Origin of the sequence: Aeromicrobium panaciterrae (genome assembly GCF_039537165.1) — a bacterium.
Classification (GTDB): domain Bacteria; phylum Actinomycetota; class Actinomycetes; order Propionibacteriales; family Nocardioidaceae; genus Aeromicrobium; species Aeromicrobium panaciterrae.
This window is the reverse complement of sequence record NZ_BAAAZZ010000002.1, coordinates 2846631-2864004: the sequence shown is the minus strand read 5'-3', so window position 1 is coordinate 2864004 and position 17374 is coordinate 2846631. Positions and strand designations below refer to the sequence as shown.

Sequence of the window (17374 nt, the reverse complement as noted above, 5' to 3'; positions counted from 1 at the left end):
CTACGTTTGACGCATGCCTTCCTCACTCCACTCGTTGACCTTCGAAGCGACCGACCCCGTACGGCTCGCCACGTTCTGGGGCGACGTGCTCGATCGCCCCGTGGACGGGACCGTCGTGCTGCCGAGCGACGGCGAGGAGATCCCGATCCACTTCATCCGCAACGACGAGCCGAAGGTCGAGCCCAACCAGATGCACTTCGACACCACGACCGTCTCCTGGGACGACCAGCAGCAGCGGGTCGACAAGGTGATCAGCCTCGGCGGCAGCGTCCTCGACTTCGACCTGCCACCCGAGGAGCTGCACGTTCCCGTGCAGGACCCCGAGGGCAACGAGTTCTGCGTCATCGAGCCGGTCAACAACTTCCTCAAGGACACGGCTCGCATCGGCGCCTACTCCAGCGACGGATCGCAGGATGAGGGCTACTTCTGGAGTGCGGCCCTCGACTGGCCCCTGGTGTGGGACCAGGACGAGGAGACCGCCATCCAGTCACCGGCGGGCGGCTCCAAGATCTCCTGGGGAGGTCCCCCGTTGGACGTCCGGACGACCCGGACTCGGCTGCACTTCAACCTCGTCCCCAGCGGCGACCGGCTCACCGAGATCGATCGCCTCGTGACGCTCGGCGCCAACCAGAGCGACGACGCACCGTGCCAACCCGGTTGGACGGCGATGACCACACCCGACGGTCATCCGTTCTGCCTGACTGACTAGCAACCCTTGACCGTGGTGTAGCAGCGCAGCGCCGGCTCCCTGGGCAGCTGCGGTGCACCCACGAGGTTGATGCTCGGCAGCGGGACGCTGCCCAGCCCGGGAAGGGCAGAGAGCAGGCTGAGGTACATCGCGACATTCGCCGGGTTCACGCCCGGGTGGAACAGCCTGCCGCACTCGGCCTTGTTGATCCGCGACGGCATCGCGGGCCCGTCGTTGTTGAGCGCGTCCATCGCCAGGGCGTACGCCGCGTTGTCGATCGTGCCGACCGTGAGGTGCTCGTAGATCGCGAGCGGGCACACGTCCTGCGTCGCGACGTTCGTGATGCGACCCGCCCCGGTGTGCAGCCCCGCTGACGCCGCGGGAACCACGACCTCGTCGGTCTTGGTGTAGATCTCGGTGTAGGAGATGCCCGCGAACGTCTCGGCGCCGCTGTTGAGCGCCTTGATGAACTCCGCCGTCGCCTGCTGCTGCCAGACCGCCGGCATGCAGGTCGTGAGGCCAGGGATGCAGGTGGGCAGCGCCGTGGTGCCGTGGTTGGACCCCGCCATGCCGATCACGTCGTCGACCATGGCGCGCGTGTCGGGCCAGAACCTCAAGGCCCAGCGCATCGACATACCGCCCTGGCTGTGCCCCATGATCGCGATCTTGCGGTGGGACATCGCCCGCATCGTGCGGATCGCGTGGACGAGGTATTCCCCCGACACCTGGATGTCGCCCAACGTGTGTGCCGGCATGTGGATCGCGCACCAGGGCCGCCCCTGCGCCGTGAACGCGCGCTCGTAGTTCCACGAGTAGTTCTCATCGACCGTCACACCTGTCGCCGGGTTGAGCAGGATCGGCTGCAGCGTGGACGTGAAGTCGCCGCTGCACTGCAGCGCCGCCTTGAGCGTCTCCGTCGGGACCGTGAGCTTGGGTCCCGGACGGTCGATCGGAGCGTACGGCGAGGTGGCTGCCGTGGCCGTGGTCCCCGTCGCCACGACGATGACGAGAGCGGCGACAAGGGTGCGCAAGCGGATCATGGCACCACCAACGAGCCGGCGATCTCTCGCGTTACGTCACCGCGCAGCCTGCGCTGGCGCTATCGTGAGCGCCGCCACTACCCCCAGGAGGCCCCCGTGCCCGGCACCCTCATCCTCGCGATCCTGCTTCTGGTCGTCACCCTGGTGTTCGTCGTGCTGACGCGTTCAGGCGGAGGCGAGCGGGAAAACGCCCTCCAGCGCAGCCGGGTGCCGGGATACATCGCAGCGGGTCTGGCCGTCCTGACGGCACTCACGTTTCTGGCGTCTGCCGTCACGATGGTGCCGACCCGTGACATCGGCATCAAGACCAGCTTCGGCAAGCCCGTCGGCAGTCTCGACAACGGCATCCACCTCAAGCTTCCCTGGGAGAAGGTGCAGACCCTCGACGGAGCGATCCAGACCGACTCGTACCTCGAAGGTGGAGACTTCGGCTGTACGTCGATCCGCATCGGCAACGAGTCGACCGCGTGCGTCGACAACTCGGTGCGTTGGCGCATCAAGCTCGAGGCCGGCGAAGCGCTCTACAAGGACTACCGCGACATGGACAACATCCGGAAGTCTCTCGTCACGCGGGAGCTCACTGCCGCGCTCAACGAGATCCTGTCGGACTACAACCCGTTGAGCGCGATCCAGAACGACGCCGAGGGCGCGGTCAATCCCAACCTCAACGAGTTCTCCGAACAGGTGGCTGACCGACTCCGCGAGCAGGTCGGTGACCAGATCGAGATCGAGAACGTCATCATCCCGATCATCCATTTCGACAAGCCGACGCAGAACAAGATCAACCTCTACCAGGCCGAGATCGCCAACACCCGTATTGCAACCCAGCGCGAGCAGACGGCGATCGCGCAAGCCCGCGCCAACGAGCGACTCAGCAAGTCCGTCAACAACGACCCGAACGTGCTCGTCAGCCAGTGTCTCGACACGTTCAACGAGATGGTCAAGGACAAGCAGCCCGTGCCGATCGGGTTCAGCTGCTGGCCCGGCGGGTCGTCGTCGACCGTCGTCGTGCCCAAGGGCTAACGCTTCGGGGTCACCCACAGGTGGATGATGCCCTCGACCGTCACGGTCCCGTCGTTGGTGATGGCCCTGACCTTCACGGGAACGTCGGGAGCACCGGCCCAGTCGGCCTCGGTGGTCTCGGCAATGCACGTCAGCGCCGTCGTCGACTTCGCGAGGTAGCTGACCTCCATGCCCTTGGGCAACCAGCGCATGTCGTCGGGGCAGGTGGCCTCGGCGAGGAGTCCCATCGCGGCCTCGAGTCCGTTGCACGCCGCGATGGCGTGGATCGTGCCGATGTGGTTCTTGACCGACCGCCGCTTCGGGATGCGGATCTGGCCGAGGTGCGGCTTCATCTCCTGCACCTCGAGGTGGATCGACGCGAAGTAGGGCGCCTTCTGGCTGAATGCCACGGAGAAGAGACGCTTGCCCTGCGGCAGCGCGGTGAACTTCTTGTAGAGCTCGAGGGTCGAAGGCATGCCGTGAGTGTAGGACCGTTACACCGACACTGTCAGCGTCACGGTCGTCACACCGGCACAAACGCCGATCGCGGTGCGGTGCAGACGACTTCGGGATGCGTCACCGACTCGGGCTGGATCCAGAGACCTTGGGTGAACCCGCACTTCTCCAGCACCCGGATCGATCGCTTGTTGCGTACGTCGGGACTCGCGACGAACCGCGGGGCGTCCGGATAGTCGCGGCACAGCACGTCGCGGCAGTAGGTCGTGATCATCTCGGTGCCGATCCCCCGGTCCACGAGGTCAGGGATGCCGATGAGGTAGTCGAACGCGATGGCGTGCGGGTCCTGCACGCGCACGGCGTAGTCGTCATAGGCAATGACGGGATAGTCCTGGACGTAGCCGATGTCGCGGCCGTCGAGCTCGACGATCCACATCCGCGTGGGACTGCTGCCGTCGAGCTCCTTGGCGTAGTGCGTGCGAGCCAGCTCAGGTGTGCGGGGCTCGTCGCCGAACCACGGCTGGGCGTGCTCGGCGGCCATCCACTCGACGAGCGCCGGTATGTCAGCGTCAGTCAGGCGACGAAACGTGATCACACGTCAGAGGCTATCGAGCGCCGCCGCCTCGGCACCGAGCTCCTGTCGTACGACGTCGAACGCGATCTGAGGGGAATAGCCCTTGCGCGCCAGCATGCCGGTGAGCCGGCGGATCTTGGTGGTGTCGTCGAACCGTGCCAATGAGCGCAGCTTGCCCTGCACGAGTCGGTGCGCCGCCTGGAGCTCGTCGACAGGATCGATGTCGGCGAGGACCTCCTTGGAGATCTCGTCGTCGACGCCCTTCTGACGCAGCTCCATCGCGAGCACCCGCGAGGAGAGACCCTTGCTGCGCTGACGCGACTGCACCCATGCGCGGGCGAACTCCTCGTCGTCGATCAGCCCGGCAGCCTCGAACTTGTCGAGCACCGCCGAAGCGACCTCCTCAGGCACCAGCTTCTTGGCCAGTGCCTGAGCGAGGTCGCTGCGGCTTTGTGCGCGCACGGCAAGACGGTCGTAGATGACCTTCTTGGCCAGCGCTTCGGCCTCTTCCTCGGTCACCGTCAGAAGTCGATGTCGGTCGGAGGCTCCTCGACGATCTCGAGGGCGGGCTTGTCGGCCTGTGCGCCGATGCCCATGTGCTCCATGATGCGCTTCTCGAGCTCATCGGCCAGGTCGGGGTTGTCCTTGAGGAACTTGCGCGAGTTTTCCTTGCCCTGACCGAGCTGGTCGCCTTCGTAGGTGTACCAGGCGCCGGCCTTGCGGACGAAGCCCGTGTCGACGCCGACGTCGATCAGGCTGCCCTCGCGACTGATGCCGGTGCCGTACATGATGTCGAACTCGGCCTGCTTGAACGGCGGCGCGAGCTTGTTCTTGACGACCTTGATGCGGGTGCGGTTGCCGACCATGTCGGTGCCGTCCTTGAGCGTCTCGATACGTCGTACGTCGAGGCGGACCGAGGCGTAGAACTTGAGCGCCTTGCCACCCGTCGTGGTCTCGGGCGACCCGAACATGACGCCGATCTTTTCGCGCAGCTGGTTGATGAAGATCGCCGTCGTGCCGGACCCGTTGATCGCACCCGTCATCTTGCGCAGCGCCTGGCTCATCAGGCGAGCCTGCAGACCCACGTGGCTGTCGCCCATCTCGCCGTCGATCTCGGCTCGGGGCACCAGGGCCGCCACGGAGTCGATCACGATGATGTCGAGCGCCCCTGAACGGATCAGCATGTCGGCGATCTCGAGCGCCTGCTCACCGCTGTCGGGCTGCGAGATCAGGAGCGCGTCGGTGTCGACACCGAGACGCTTGGCGTACTCAGGATCGAGCGCGTGCTCGGCATCGATGAAGGCAGCGACCCCGCCGGCCCTCTGTGCGTTGGCGATCGCGTGGAGCGCGACCGTCGTCTTGCCCGAGGACTCCGGACCATAGATCTCGACGACGCGGCCGCGCGGCAGACCGCCGATGCCGAGCGCGATGTCGAGCGTCGTCGCTCCAGTGGGGATGACCTCGATCGGTGCACGGGCCTGGTCGCCGAGTCGCATCACGGCACCCTTGCCATGTGCGCGGTCGATCTGGGCCATCGCGTTTTCGAGGGACTTGCCTTTGTCCTTGTCGCTGGCGAGGGTCTGGTTGGGCTGTGCCATGGTGGGTCCGTTTCTGCTCGTGGGCGGCGGGTCATCGACGACGCTAGAAGAACCCTCAGACATATCTGGGCCTCATCGACCCGTCTGTGGAAGCCGTCCTTCTGACGTCCAACCTGTGCACGAGATTATCCGAACATCTGTTCGATCAGTGCGTTCGATGTCGGCGTGTCGCGAGAAAGTTCCGCTGGGTGCTGCTCGTCGGTCTCAGCGCTCGCTGGCAGGCAGATTGAGGGTGGCGTGGACCGCGCGCCACACCGTCTTGGGCTGCTCGCCGTCGTCGAGGGCCGCGGAGGCCGTACGACCACCCAGCTCGCGCATCACGTGGTTGTCGGCCCACACGCGGGCGTAGCCACTCCCGAACTGCTGCTCCATGCGGACCCAGAACTCGCTGTACTTCACACGGACCAGTATGCGGGGCGACCTGATGGCCCACCGCCTCAGCGCACCGGCAGGAACGGGTTGAGCAGGCGGAACACCAAGCCGACGACGCTCGACACCTGGTTGATCAGGCCACCGCTACCGGTGGTTCCACCTTCGGTGTCGGGAATCACCGGGCCCCACGTGCTCACGGTCGACTCAGGCACGAATCCGTGGCGGACCCGCTGAGGGTGGTCCCCGACTGGCAGGTAGGCGAGCTCTTCGCCGGTCTCGAAGTCGAGCACCGCCACCGCATCGGATTCACTGAGGGAGACCCAGCACGTGTCGCCGAGTCCCTCGGTCGTCCAGTAGGGCTTGAGATAGCCGTGGCCCGTGGTGGCCTTGTCATAGATGCGCGCTTCGCCCGAGTCCCGTTCGACCAGAGCGGCATAGTCGTCCATCGTGCCGGCGACGCAGAGAGTTCGCCCGTCGCCGTCCATCGAGAGGCCGTGATGAGCCGAGTCGTTGACGTAGTCCTCAAGAGGTACGTCGGGAATACGGTTCGGGAGGTCTATCAACCGGGTCACCGCACCGGTGCGCGGCTCGGCGATGCCTCCCGCCGTGTAGGTGACCGCGCCGTCGATGTCAGCAGCCTGCGTGTCGAACTCGACGATCCCGTGGAAGTAGGACACCTGGAAATAGATGAACCGCTGGTCTGGTGCGACCGCCATCGGACGTACGGCCGAGCTCATGCCGTCATGGCCCGCCTCGGCGAGCTCCTTGCCCATGTCCCAGCGCTGCGAGATGGAGAAGTCCTCGGTGTTGACGATCTGGTAGAACCGATCGCCCTTGATGGCGTCGTGCAGCGGTCCGATCTTGATCGGGCCGATCGAGTGCTGGTCGCCCGGAAGGTAGACCTTGCCGATCGACGCGTGGTAGATCCGCGTGCCGTCGGGCGAGTAGTTGTTCTCGTGCGGGGTCTCACCGGACGGGAAGCTTCGGAGTCTGTCGCCCATCGTGATCTGCTTGCCCCCGATGGTTTCGTCGACCATCGAGTACTCGATGACCTGAGCCTTCGTGGAATCGCTGACGAGGAGTCGCCGGCCATCGGGAGACAGTCCCATGTGATCGGTGCGGTAGCCGTCCATCTGCTGCTCGCGCACGATGCTGTCAGCGCCGCCAGCGGCCGCCTTCTGGAGATCGATCCACACGACGTCGGCAAAGCTGGGACGCGACACGGCGACGTACTTGCCGTCGTTGGTGGTGAACATGTCGTCGACGTATTGGTCGTGACCCTCACCCGGGCCTTGCTGGATCAGGAGGTAGAACGCCAACTGGGCGGGGTTCTTCTTGATGTCGGCGAGCTCTTGCGCCCTGTCCGGGATGAAATTGACTCCGGTGCGCAGCAGCTGGCGGGTCTTGGCATCCACGATCGTGGCAGTGCCTGCCCAGTTGTTGCCGACCAGCATGACGTCGCGCAGAGGCGGTGGAGCAGCCTCCGTACGGTCGAGGTCCGCGTCGACCGCAACCAGGGTTGCGGCGAACAGTCCGGCGAGGCTGAGCAGACGAACACGGCGCATGCACTGTCAACGACAGTTACATCACCGGGGTCACGCCGGGAAACAGCGAGAGTGAAGGATCAGGCTGCGGAGGCCGACACGTCGCCGCGGGCGATCGACGAGATGCTCGCGATATGGGCCTCAGCGGCTTCCTCGACCTCGAGCAGCGAGCTCACGTCGAGCAGGACCTTGGACAACGGGACGTCGAGCGCTGCGGCGAGGGCGGCGAGGAGCTCCGAGCTCGGCTCCTTCTGCCCACGCTCGACCTCGGAGATGTAGCCGAGGCTCACCCGGGCCTTGCCCGACACGTCGCGGAGCGTCAGCCCCTGCGAGATGCGGCGCGCGCGGAGGACCTCGCCGACCAGCTGTCGCATTGCGGTCACCGGGCACCTCCTCCGTAGCCAAGAACCATCAGGATCTTCAACCTACAACCCTGACACGATCAGGTTTCTTCCCTCAGCGTAGCGACCAGCTCCGACAGCAGCGCGTCGACCGTCCCGTTGCGGATCGTGTCGCGGTCGCCGACCAGCTGCAACGCGGTCGTACGTACGCCGTCGGGCCCCGCGATCGCGATGTGCACCGTGCCCTCCCGCTTGCCCTCGCTCTCCCCCGGTCCGGCGACCCCGGTCGTCGAGATGCCGTACGTCGCGTTGAACCGTTCCTGGGCTCCGAACGCCATCTGGGCGGCGACGTCGGTATCCACGGTGCCGCGTTCGTCGATCAGGTCGGGGTCGACGTCGAGCAGCTCGATCTTGGCGTCAGCCGCATAGGCCACGATCCCGCCGAGCACGACGTCGGAGGCACCAGGCACCCGGACGAGCGTCGAGCACACCAGCCCACCGGTGAGCGACTCGGCGGTCGCGACGGTGGCCCCAGCGGTACGCAGTGCACCGATGACCTCGTCGGCCAGGGTCATGCTGCGGCGGCGGCCTTGGAGTCGCGGCGCAGCTTGCGGGCATCGCGTACGTAGGCGACTGCCGTGCTGACCGTGATGAAGAACGCCGCGGCCATGAAGCCGTGGGTGATCCAGCGCAGGATGTCGGAGATCGTGTTGTCCCAGATCTCGAACGGGAGGAGGTAGCCGCCGATCGCCACGGCCTGCAGCGTCGTCTTGATCTTGCCGTTCTGGCCGGCCGGCATGACGCCGTACTTCTTGACCACGAAACGCATCAGTGTGATGCCCCACTCGCGGACCAGCACGATGATCGTGACGGTCCAGAACAGCCAGCCAAACCGTGTGTCCGTGAAGATGATCGCGAGACCCACGAAGGCCATCCCGGTCAGCGCCTTGTCGGCGATCGGATCGGCCAGCTTGCCGAAGTTGGTGACAAGGTTGTGCTTGCGGGCGAGGTCGCCGTCGATCTTGTCGGTGATCATCAGCGCACCGAATGCGACCCACGACCAGACCCGGAACTCGACGGACTGACCGTCCTGCGTCAGCAGGAGCCAGCCGAACAGCGGGACGCCGGCGATGCGCAGCACTGTCAGCACGTTGGCAATGTTGAGCCTGCTCGGCTGGTGCGCCGTTTCCATGAGTCCCTCTCGCTGTGAAGTCTCAGTATGCGGCAGCCGGTCGGCGCCGCGCCAACTGGACTTCGGCCTCACCCGGCGACGTGTTGGTCGCCAGTCCCAGCGGAGACGTGTAGAAACGGCTGCCGTCCTTGCTGACGACCTTGACCCGCGGGTCGTACCGGACGCCCACGCGCCGCTCGACCCGGATCTCGGCCATCTCGCCCCAGAGCAGCCCCACCCAGCCCTCGCGTCCCCGCAGGCGTACGCCGTGGTCGTCGGCCACGAACAGCGGCGACCGCGCACCACGCAGGGCCCAGAGGTTGACCAGGCCGAGCAGTGCCAGCAGGGCCGCCGGCGCATACAGGTAGGGCTCGTCACGGTCGTACGCCAGCCACACGAAGCCCGCGGCCAGTGCCAGGGACAGCAGCCCGAGGGCGATGAAAAGCTTGGTGCGCCGACGGATCTCGAACGGCTCGAGCCCGCTCATCCGGCCTGGATGCTTGCCAGGACCTGGTCGAGGTCGTCGGGCTTGATGAGCACGTCACGGGCCTTGGAGCCTTCGCTGGGACCGACGATGCCGCGGCTCTCGAGGATGTCCATGAGACGTCCGGCCTTGGCGAAGCCGACTCGGAGCTTGCGCTGCAGCATCGACGTCGAGCCGAACTGGGTCGTCACGCACAGCTCGATCGCCTGCAGGACGAGGTCCATGTCGTCGCCGATGTCGTCGTCGATCTCGCGCTTGGACACGGCCGGGGCCGTCACGTCCTCGCGGTAGACCGGCTGAAGCTGCTTCTTGCAGTGCTCGACGATCGAGGCGATCTCGGCCTCGGTGATCCAGGCACCCTGCATGCGCATGGCCTTGTTCTGGCCCATGGGCAGGAACAGCCCGTCGCCCTGTCCGACGAGCTTCTCGGCACCCGGCTGGTCGAGGATGACGCGGCTGTCGGTGACCGACGACGTCGCGAACGCGAGCCGGCTGGGCACGTTGGCCTTGATCAGGCCCGTGACGACGTCGACCGACGGTCGCTGCGTCGCGAGCACCAGGTGGATGCCGGCGGCGCGGGCGAGCTGCGTGATGCGGACGATCGAGTCCTCCACGTCGCGCGGAGCCACCATCATCAGGTCGGCGAGCTCGTCGACGACCACGAGGAGGTAGGGGTAGGGCGCCAGCACGCGCTCACTGCCCGGGGGCAGCTGCACCTTGCCGGCTCGCACGGCCTTGTTGAAGTCGTCGATGTGGCGGAACCCGAAGTTGGCGAGGTCGTCGTAGCGCATGTCCATCTCGCGTACGACCCACTGCAGCGCCTCGGCGGCCTTCTTGGGGTTGGTGATGATCGGCGTGATCAGGTGCGGGACGCCTTCGTACGCCGTCAGCTCGACCCGCTTGGGGTCGACCATGATCATCCGCACCTCTTCGGGCGTGGAGCGCATCAGGATCGAGCCGATCATCGAGTTGACGAACGACGACTTGCCCGATCCCGTCGCGCCCGCGACCAGCAGGTGCGGCATCTTGGCGAGGTTGGCGACGACGTAACCGCCCTCGACGTCCTTGCCGAGTCCGATGACCATGGGGTGGTGGTCGCTGCGTGCCTTGTTGGAGCGCAGCACGTCACCGAGCGAGACCATCTCCTTGTCGACGTTGGGGATCTCGACGCCGATCGCGGACTTGCCCGGGATCGGCGACAGGATGCGCACCTCGGCGGACGCCACGGCGTACGAGATGTTGCGCGAGAGTGCCGTGACCTTCTCGACCTTGACGGCCGGGCCGAGCTCGACCTCGTAACGGGTGACGGTCGGGCCGCGGGTGTAGCCCGTGACCGTCGCGTCGATCTGGAACTGCTCGAGCACCTCGGTGAGACGCTCGACGACCTCGTCGGACGCGGCGGAGCGCGCCTTGTGCGGCGTGCCCTCGCGCAGCACGGACGGCTCCGGCAGCGTGTAGATGACGTCGCTGGCGAGTGCGAGCTGCTCTGCCGAGGCCGGGATCGGCTCGATCGCCCGGATCGGACCGGTGATCTCGTCGTCGGGCTCCGGCTCGTGGACCTCGAAGACCCGTGCCGGGACCGTACGGTCCTCGTCGGGTCCGTCGATCAGGGGGCTGTCGAACTCCTCGTCAACGATCGGGGCGGTCTTGGGGTGCCTGACCCGCTTGGGCTTCTCCTCCTCGACCTCCTCCGGGGCGCGGCCCAAGGCCTTGTCGCGAAGCTCGGTCAGGCGACCGGGCACGGCATGCAACGGCGTGCCGGTGACCACGAGGACGCCGAACGCGACGACGAGCACCAGCAGCGGCGCGACGACGTAGGGACTCTTGAGCAGGTCGTCCAGCAGCGCGGAGAACAGGAAGCCGATCGCTCCGCCGGCGTCCTGCATGGCCTTGGAGTCGCTGGGGCGGGGCACACCGTGCGAGAGGTGGACGAGTCCGAGCGTGCCGCCCACGATTGCGCTCCAGCCGAGCACCTGCCGACCGGCCGGACCGTTGCGGTCGGGGTGGCGCAGCGTGCGCCACGCGATCACGACGAACAGGATCGGCACGGCCCAGGCCAGGATGCCGACGCTGCCGGACGTGATCGTACGGACTGCACCGCCGACTCGGCCGGGGATCTGCCACCACACCGACGCGGCGACGATGATGCTGACGCCGAGCAGGCCGAAGCCGACACCGTCGCGCCGTTGCGCGGGGTCGAGCTCCCTGGCACTGCTGCCGATGCTGCGGGCCACGGCTCCGGTGATCCCGGCGAGGCCGAGCCACAGCGAGCGGAGGAGATTGAGCAAGCCGGTGAAGGCAGCACCAATCGGGCCAGGTCCTGAGCTGCGCGGCTTGCGGGTCGCTGGCTTCCTAGCCTGCGGCTTGCGTGATGCCGGCTTCTTTCGGGCCTGGCTGCCGGACGGCCGCTTGCGCGGCGGGGAAGACGTTCGGGTCGCCATGGGGAAAGGCTAAAGCAGAACTCAAGGGTTTTGATGGACCCTGAGCGGCATGCCCCACTGTTTCGGGCCATCAGCCCTCGAGATCGAAGCTAGTTGCCGACCATCCGGGTGCTGTCGATCGCGTTCGCAGCGTCGCGGCGGGCGCGTGCCATCACGAGGCTGACGAGGCGCGGGTCCGGCGGATTGTTGTCGAGCAGCGGCGCCGTGACGACGTCGGCGCCGCACTCCAGCATCGCCTCGTGTGCGTCGCCGGTCGTCAGGAGATAGCTCGACACGACGACGCGGTGGCCGTACGCCCGCGCGACGTCGACCGCCTCGGTGAGCGCGGTGTCGGGACCCCCGAGTGCCCCGACATGGACGCGTCCACCCCAGACCGCGCTGAGCAGCTGGGCCGCCTTCGAGATGTCGGCGAGTGCGCGTTCATCCGTGGTGGTGTCGGCGGCGAGGACGATCGTGTCGTTGGAACGCGCGCCCGCCTCGAAGAGGCGCCGCACGCCGACCTCCGCCACGACCCAGTCAGGGCCGATCGGCGCGGTGACGGTGACGGAGGGATCGAGGTGGGATGCCCGGACGATGTCGACGCTGACGTCGCGGTCGTACGCGAGCATCAGCGGCACGAGGGCGCGAGGCCCGCTGGTGGTCTCGACGGTGTGCGCGACCTCGGGCTCCTGGAGGTCGACGTACGTGTCGATCACGTCGAGATCGTGCGCCTCTCGTCGGACGGCGTTGACCAGTCCGGCGAGGGCGGCACGACCACGAGTGCTCTGCGGGCCATGAGCGCACAGAAGAAGGCTGCGCGTCATCTACTGCACCCCCGAGGGCCGCAATTGCGTAAACCACGACCGGATGCAGGCACACGTCCACAGTCGCTGCCCGGTGTTTCCCGCGGGTTAACGGGGAACCGAGGTTTGGTTACATCCATCGTTCGCGGGCACGATGAGCCCGATCGAGAAGGTCTGCGGCCTCGGCATACCGGTCGATCACCAGCGAGACCAGGTCGGTCTCCGCCACGGATCCGTCGAGGAGTGGGCGGGTCACCACGTCAGCGCCGCACGAGGTCATCCGGTCGTGGAAGTGGCCCGGTGCCATCAGATAGCTGGCCACGACGACGCGACGTCCGGACCGGGCGACCTCACGTACGACATCGCCGATCGGGTTGCTGCTGCCGCCGACGTGACCGACCCGGATCGGCGCACCCCAGGCGGCACCCAGCAGGCGGGCGGCCGCGTCAACGCTTCGCAGGGCGGCCTCGTCGGTCGACCCTGCCCCGCCGAGCACGACCACGTCGTCGCGTGTCGCACCAGCGGCGGCAAGTCGCTTCAGCAGCACGTCGGTGAGTCGCCGGTCTGGCCCGAGCGTCCGGGCGGCGACCTGGTCGGGTCCGGCGCTGGCCTCCGCGATGTCGACGTGGACGTGGAATCCGGGCGCCAGGAGCAGCGGCACGACGACCGCCGGCTCCGCGATGCGTGCGACGACGTCGCGGACTCGCGGGTCCTGGACGTCCACGAACGCCTCGTGCACGTCGACGTGTGGTGCAGCAGCGCGTACCGCATCGACCAGCGCCGTGATCGCCTGGCGCGCCTCCTCGGCGTGCGTACCGTGGCTCGCAGCCACCAGCGGGATGCTCATGATGCCTCCGTCACCGCGAGGCGGTAACCACGTTTCACGACGGTCTTGATGATCGGCTGCCCCACGGCCTCGCGGAGTCGTGCCACGGCGACCTCCGCCGTGTGCGGGTCGTCGGAGTCGCCCGGGAGCACCGCGAGGAGCTCACCGCGTGACCGCACCGTGCCGGGGTCACGCACGAGAAGGCGCAGGATCTCCAGCCCGGTCGGCGAGACCGGGAGCATCACGTGGTCCAGCGTCGCTGCGGTGGCGCGGATACGGAGCTGTCCCGCGGCGGTCTGCACGTTCTCCGACGCGTCGCCGAGGTACATCACGAGCGACCGGACCAAGGCACCCAGCCGCGCACGCTCCGGCATCATCGGGTCGAAGCCCGCTGCCCGGAGCGGGTCTGCGGTCACGGGGCCCACGGCGGCGAGGACCAGGCGGCGATCCTTCTCGAGTCGGCGAATCGCGTCCTCGACGCCCGCCTCAGTGACGGCGGAGAGCCACGCGGCGGCGCCCGGGGCTGACGTGAACACGACGGCGTCGTACATCCCGGACGCCGTCTCGTGGACCGAGCGGTCGACCGCGACCGGGTCGGGTGGTGGACCCCAGCGATAGACGACCAACCCGAAGGGGCGACCGCCGGCCGCGGCCAGGCGCTTCTCGAGCCCGTCGTCACCTGCGCCGTGGTGCTGCACGGCGATCGACAGGCCGTGCACGCCCTCGGCGGTGAGGAAGTCGGCGATCTCGGCGGAGGTCTCGGACTCGGCGACCCAGTCGGGCGTCAGTCCGGCAGCCTGGAGGGCACCTCGCGCCTTCGGCCCGCGAGCGATGAGCCGTACGGAACGCAGTGCCTCGATCAGCTCGTGGCCGATGCCGGCGGCCTCGGCGGTGTCGAGCCAGCCGCGAAAGCCGATGCCGGTCGTGACCACCACGATGTCGGTGCCGGCGGCGATCATCTGCCGGGTCTGGGCGATCAGGGTGTTCTCGTCGATGTGCGACTCGACCCCCAGCGAGGCGGCGATCGTGACGACGGCACCGCGCCGGCCCAGGGCCAGCGAGAGGTCATCGGCGCGGCGCTGTGCCGTGACGAGGATCTGGGTGCCGGCGAGCACGGGTCCGAGCGGGGTCACGGTTCACCCGTGCCGTCGGTCAGCTCGACCTCGACCCAGCCGTCAGCCACCCGCGTCGCCCAGACCCGGAGACTCACCGTTGGGTCGTCGAGGCACTCACCGGTACGCAGGTCGAACGCCTGCTTGTGCATCGGCGAGGCGACCGTGGCCACACCGCCGCGGCTGCCCACCAGGCCCCGGGCCATCACGTTGGCCCGGCTGAACGGGTCGAGGTGGTCGACCGCGTGGACGTCGCCGGTGTCGCTGAGCCGGAACAGGGCGATCTGGCGATCGTCGACCAGGGCTGCGGCGCCGCGATCGGGCACCAGTGCGTCGAGCGTGCACACCCGCTGCCACCTGCTCATACGGTCACCCCCACCTCACGCACCGGAATGGTCGAACCGGCGATCAGCACCGCCCGCTCGTCGTCGTTGGCGGGTCGTCGTTGACCGCGTTCCTCGACATATACAAGATCGGGGTCGGGTGTTTCGGGCGCGTTAACGAACGATGCGAAGCGCGCTAACTTGTCGTCGTCGGCCAGGGTCGCCGCCCATTCGTCCTCGTAGGCGTCGACGTGTGACGCCATCGCGGCGTCGAGATCGGCGCCGATGCCCAGGCTGTCGTCGAGCACCACCGCGCGTACGGCCTCGATCCCGCCCTCGACCGACTCGAGCCACGGCGCGGTGCGCTGCAGGCGGTCCGCCGTACGCACGTAGTACATGAGGAAGCGGTCGATGGCGCGTACGAGTTCCTCGGTGCTGAGGTCCTCGGCGAACAGCTGGGCGTGGCGCGGGGTGAATCCCCCGTTGCCGCCGACGTACATGTTCCACCCCTTCTCCGTGGCGATGATGCCCACGTCCTTGCCGCGCGCCTCGGCGCACTCGCGTGCGCAGCCCGACACGGCCAGCTTGAGCTTGTGGGGCGAGCGAAGACCGCGGTAGCGCAGCTCCAGGTCGACCGCCAGAGTCGTCGAGTCCTGCACGCCGTAGCGGCACCAGGACTGCCCGACGCACGACTTCACGGTGCGCAGCGACTTGCCGTACGCGTGGCCCGACTCGAAGCCGGCATCGACGAGCCGCTTCCAGATCGCGGGAAGCTGCTCGATGCGGGCACCGAACAGGTCGATGCGCTGTCCGCCGGTGATCTTGGTGTAGAGCCCGAAGTCGGCCGCCACCTGGCCGATCACGATCAGGCCGGCCGGGGTCACCTCGCCGCCGGGGATGCGTGGCACGACGGAGTAGGTGCCGTCCTTCTGCAGGTTGGCCATCACGTGGTCGTTGGTGTCCTGGATCGCCGCGTTCTCGCCATCGAGCACGTGGCCGTGGCCGAGCGAGGCGAGGATCGAGGCAGCGACGGGTCGGCAGATGTCGCAGCCACGACCGGTGCCGTGCTTCTCGAGCAGCTCGGAGAACGTCGTGATGCCCGCAACCCGCACGATGTCGAAGAGCTGGGCGCGGGTGTACGTGAAGTGCTCGCACAGGGAGCTGTCGACCTCGAGCCCTTCCTCGGCCATCTGGGTCTCCATGAGCTTCTTGACCAGGGAGACGCACGAGCCGCAGCTCGTACCAGCCTTGGTGCATGCCTTCACGGCCGCGATGTCGGTGCACTGGTGGTCCGTGACGGCGCCACGGATCGTGCCGGCCGTGACGTTGTTGCAGGAGCAGACGTTGGCGTCGTCCGGCAGCGTTCCGCCGCTGGGCGGCTCCATGCCCTCGGGCAGCAGCCACGCGGTCGGGTCGCTGCCGAGTGCGCGGCCGACCATGGGCCGCAGGTTCGTGTAGGCGCTGGCGTCGCCGACCAACATGCCGCCGAGCAACGTCTGTGCGTCGTCGCTCATGACGAGCTTCTTGTAGATGCCGGCGGTCGGGTCGGCGTACACGACCTCGAGGCTCCCGTTGGTCGCGGCGAACGCATCGCCGAAGCTCGCGACGTCGACGCCCAGGAGCTTGAGCTTGGTCGACAGGTCGGCTCCCTCGAAGGTCGCGTCGCCGCCCAGCAGGCGGTCCGCCACCACCTCGGCCATCGAGTAGCCCGGGCCCACCAGGCCCCACACGCGTCCCGCGATGTGCGCCACCTCGCCGATCGCGAAGATCGACTCGTCACTCGTCGTGCACGCCTCGTCGGCGAGGACTCCTCCGCGCTCCCCCAGCTCCAGGCCCGCGTCACGGGCCAGCTCGTCACGCGGCCGTACGCCGGTGGCAAACACGACCACGTCAGCAGCGATGCGGTCGCCGTCGGCGAACTGCATGCGGGCGACCTTGCCGTCACGACCCGCGCGCAGCTTCGATGTCGCGGTGGAGGTACGGACCGTCACACCGAGCTGCTCGATGATCCGTTGGAGCGCGCCACCGCCGGCCTGGTCGACCTGCAGCGGCATGAGCCAGTCGGCGAACTCGACCACCGTCGTCTCGGCACCCAGAGCCGTGAGCGCGCCAGCGGCCTCCAGACCCAGCAGGCCTCCCCCGACCACGGCGCCCTTCACCGTGCGTCCAAGCGCAGCCTCGCGGTCCGTCACCCAGGCACGGAGCTCGGCGACGTCATCGACCGTGCGATAGACGAAGCAGCCGGGCAGGTCCGAGCCGTCGACCGGCGGCACCGTGGCGTACGAGCCCGTCGCGAGCACCAGCCGGTCGTAGTCGAACGTCGTGTTGCGGGCGTGGAGCTGCTTGGCCTCGCGATCGATGCGGCTCACGACGGATCCGCGATACAGCCGTACGCCGGGGCGCTTCCACAGCGTGCCGTCGCCGAGGAGCAGGTCCTCCGGATCACGGTCGGAGAAGAACGACGTCAGTGCCACCCGGTCGTACGGCGGCCGTGTCTCGTCACCGAACACCTCGATGTCGAACACCTCGTCGGCCCCGCGCTCGACCATCGCCTCGACCAGACGGTGCGCGACCATCCCGGCGCCGACAACAGCGAGCTTCTTCTTCGAGGTCATGGTTC

General features: G+C 67.7%; 19 protein-coding genes. 2 read left to right on the top strand and 17 right to left on the bottom strand.

Features of this window, described 5'->3' with window-relative positions; all coding sequences use genetic code 11:
• Positions 1-13: 13 nt before the first annotated feature.
• Positions 14-709, top strand: a complete 696-nt coding sequence (locus ABD683_RS14955) for a VOC family protein (protein ID WP_344770769.1) — start codon at positions 14-16, stop codon at positions 707-709.
• On the opposite strand, the gene ABD683_RS14950 is transcribed toward ABD683_RS14955, so the two are convergent.
• A complete protein-coding gene (locus ABD683_RS14950; RefSeq protein ID WP_344770768.1) occupies positions 706-1728 on the bottom strand; it encodes an esterase/lipase family protein in 1023 nt (340 codons plus the stop codon). The genes ABD683_RS14955 and ABD683_RS14950 overlap by 4 nt on opposite strands.
• Before the next feature lie 96 nt (positions 1729-1824).
• Here ABD683_RS14950 and ABD683_RS14945 point away from each other — a divergent pair, with 96 nt between their 5' ends.
• Positions 1825-2751 (top strand): SPFH domain-containing protein, encoded by a 927-nt coding sequence (locus tag ABD683_RS14945; RefSeq protein WP_344770767.1) that lies wholly within the window; start codon positions 1825-1827, stop codon positions 2749-2751.
• Here ABD683_RS14945 and ABD683_RS14940 read toward each other — a convergent pair.
• From ABD683_RS14940 to nirB, 16 genes are all read right to left on the bottom strand, one after another.
• Positions 2748-3206, bottom strand: a complete 459-nt coding sequence (locus ABD683_RS14940; RefSeq protein ID WP_344770766.1) for a hotdog fold domain-containing protein — start codon at positions 3204-3206, stop codon at positions 2748-2750. The two genes, ABD683_RS14945 and ABD683_RS14940, sit on opposite strands and share 4 nt — an antisense overlap.
• A 47-nt stretch (positions 3207-3253) precedes the next feature.
• A complete protein-coding gene (locus tag ABD683_RS14935) occupies positions 3254-3781 on the bottom strand; it encodes a GNAT family N-acetyltransferase (protein WP_344770765.1) in 528 nt (175 codons plus the stop codon).
• 3 nt (positions 3782-3784) lie between these two features.
• The gene (locus ABD683_RS14930; RefSeq protein WP_344770764.1) at positions 3785-4279 is read right to left on the bottom strand and encodes a regulatory protein RecX; all 495 of its coding nucleotides are present in this window, start codon (positions 4277-4279) and stop codon (positions 3785-3787) included.
• 2 nt (positions 4280-4281) lie between these two features.
• Entirely contained in the window at positions 4282-5358 is a 1077-nt protein-coding gene (gene recA, locus ABD683_RS14925) for a recombinase RecA (protein WP_344770763.1), read from the bottom strand.
• 204 nt (positions 5359-5562) lie between these two features.
• Positions 5563-5757, bottom strand: a complete 195-nt coding sequence (locus ABD683_RS14920; RefSeq protein ID WP_344770762.1) for a DUF3046 domain-containing protein — start codon at positions 5755-5757, stop codon at positions 5563-5565.
• Between the two features lie 38 nt (positions 5758-5795).
• Positions 5796-7295 carry a YncE family protein gene (locus ABD683_RS14915; RefSeq protein WP_344770761.1) on the bottom strand — a complete coding sequence of 500 codons (1500 nt, stop codon included), beginning with the start codon at positions 7293-7295 and terminating at the stop codon, positions 5796-5798.
• A 59-nt stretch (positions 7296-7354) separates the two neighbouring features.
• Positions 7355-7648, bottom strand: a complete 294-nt coding sequence (locus ABD683_RS14910; protein WP_425548536.1) for a helix-turn-helix domain-containing protein — start codon at positions 7646-7648, stop codon at positions 7355-7357.
• Between the two features lie 68 nt (positions 7649-7716).
• The gene (locus tag ABD683_RS14905; RefSeq protein WP_344770759.1) at positions 7717-8190 is read right to left on the bottom strand and encodes a CinA family protein; all 474 of its coding nucleotides are present in this window, start codon (positions 8188-8190) and stop codon (positions 7717-7719) included.
• Positions 8187-8807 (bottom strand): CDP-alcohol phosphatidyltransferase family protein, encoded by a 621-nt coding sequence (locus ABD683_RS14900; RefSeq protein ID WP_344770758.1) that lies wholly within the window; start codon positions 8805-8807, stop codon positions 8187-8189. Before ABD683_RS14900 ends, ABD683_RS14905 begins: the two co-directional genes overlap by 4 nt.
• Before the next feature lie 22 nt (positions 8808-8829).
• Positions 8830-9273 carry a hypothetical protein gene (locus ABD683_RS14895; protein ID WP_344770757.1) on the bottom strand — a complete coding sequence of 148 codons (444 nt, stop codon included), beginning with the start codon at positions 9271-9273 and terminating at the stop codon, positions 8830-8832.
• Complete coding sequence (locus tag ABD683_RS14890) at positions 9270-11711, bottom strand: FtsK/SpoIIIE family DNA translocase (RefSeq protein ID WP_344770756.1); 2442 nt, start codon at positions 11709-11711, stop codon at positions 9270-9272. The genes ABD683_RS14895 and ABD683_RS14890 overlap by 4 nt, the downstream gene beginning before the upstream one ends.
• Positions 11712-11800: 89 nt before the next feature.
• A complete protein-coding gene (locus ABD683_RS14885; protein ID WP_344770755.1) occupies positions 11801-12514 on the bottom strand; it encodes a sirohydrochlorin chelatase in 714 nt (237 codons plus the stop codon).
• 109 nt (positions 12515-12623) lie between these two features.
• Positions 12624-13340 carry a sirohydrochlorin chelatase gene (locus ABD683_RS14880; RefSeq protein WP_344770754.1) on the bottom strand — a complete coding sequence of 239 codons (717 nt, stop codon included), beginning with the start codon at positions 13338-13340 and terminating at the stop codon, positions 12624-12626.
• Positions 13337-14452 carry a uroporphyrinogen-III synthase gene (locus tag ABD683_RS14875; RefSeq protein WP_344770753.1) on the bottom strand — a complete coding sequence of 372 codons (1116 nt, stop codon included), beginning with the start codon at positions 14450-14452 and terminating at the stop codon, positions 13337-13339. Before ABD683_RS14875 ends, ABD683_RS14880 begins: the two co-directional genes overlap by 4 nt.
• Positions 14449-14796, bottom strand: a complete 348-nt coding sequence (nirD, locus tag ABD683_RS14870; RefSeq protein ID WP_344770752.1) for a nitrite reductase small subunit NirD — start codon at positions 14794-14796, stop codon at positions 14449-14451. The genes ABD683_RS14875 and nirD overlap by 4 nt, the downstream gene beginning before the upstream one ends.
• A complete protein-coding gene (nirB, locus tag ABD683_RS14865; RefSeq protein WP_344770750.1) occupies positions 14793-17369 on the bottom strand; it encodes a nitrite reductase large subunit NirB in 2577 nt (858 codons plus the stop codon). The genes nirD and nirB overlap by 4 nt, the downstream gene beginning before the upstream one ends.
• Positions 17370-17374: the final 5 nt, after the last annotated feature.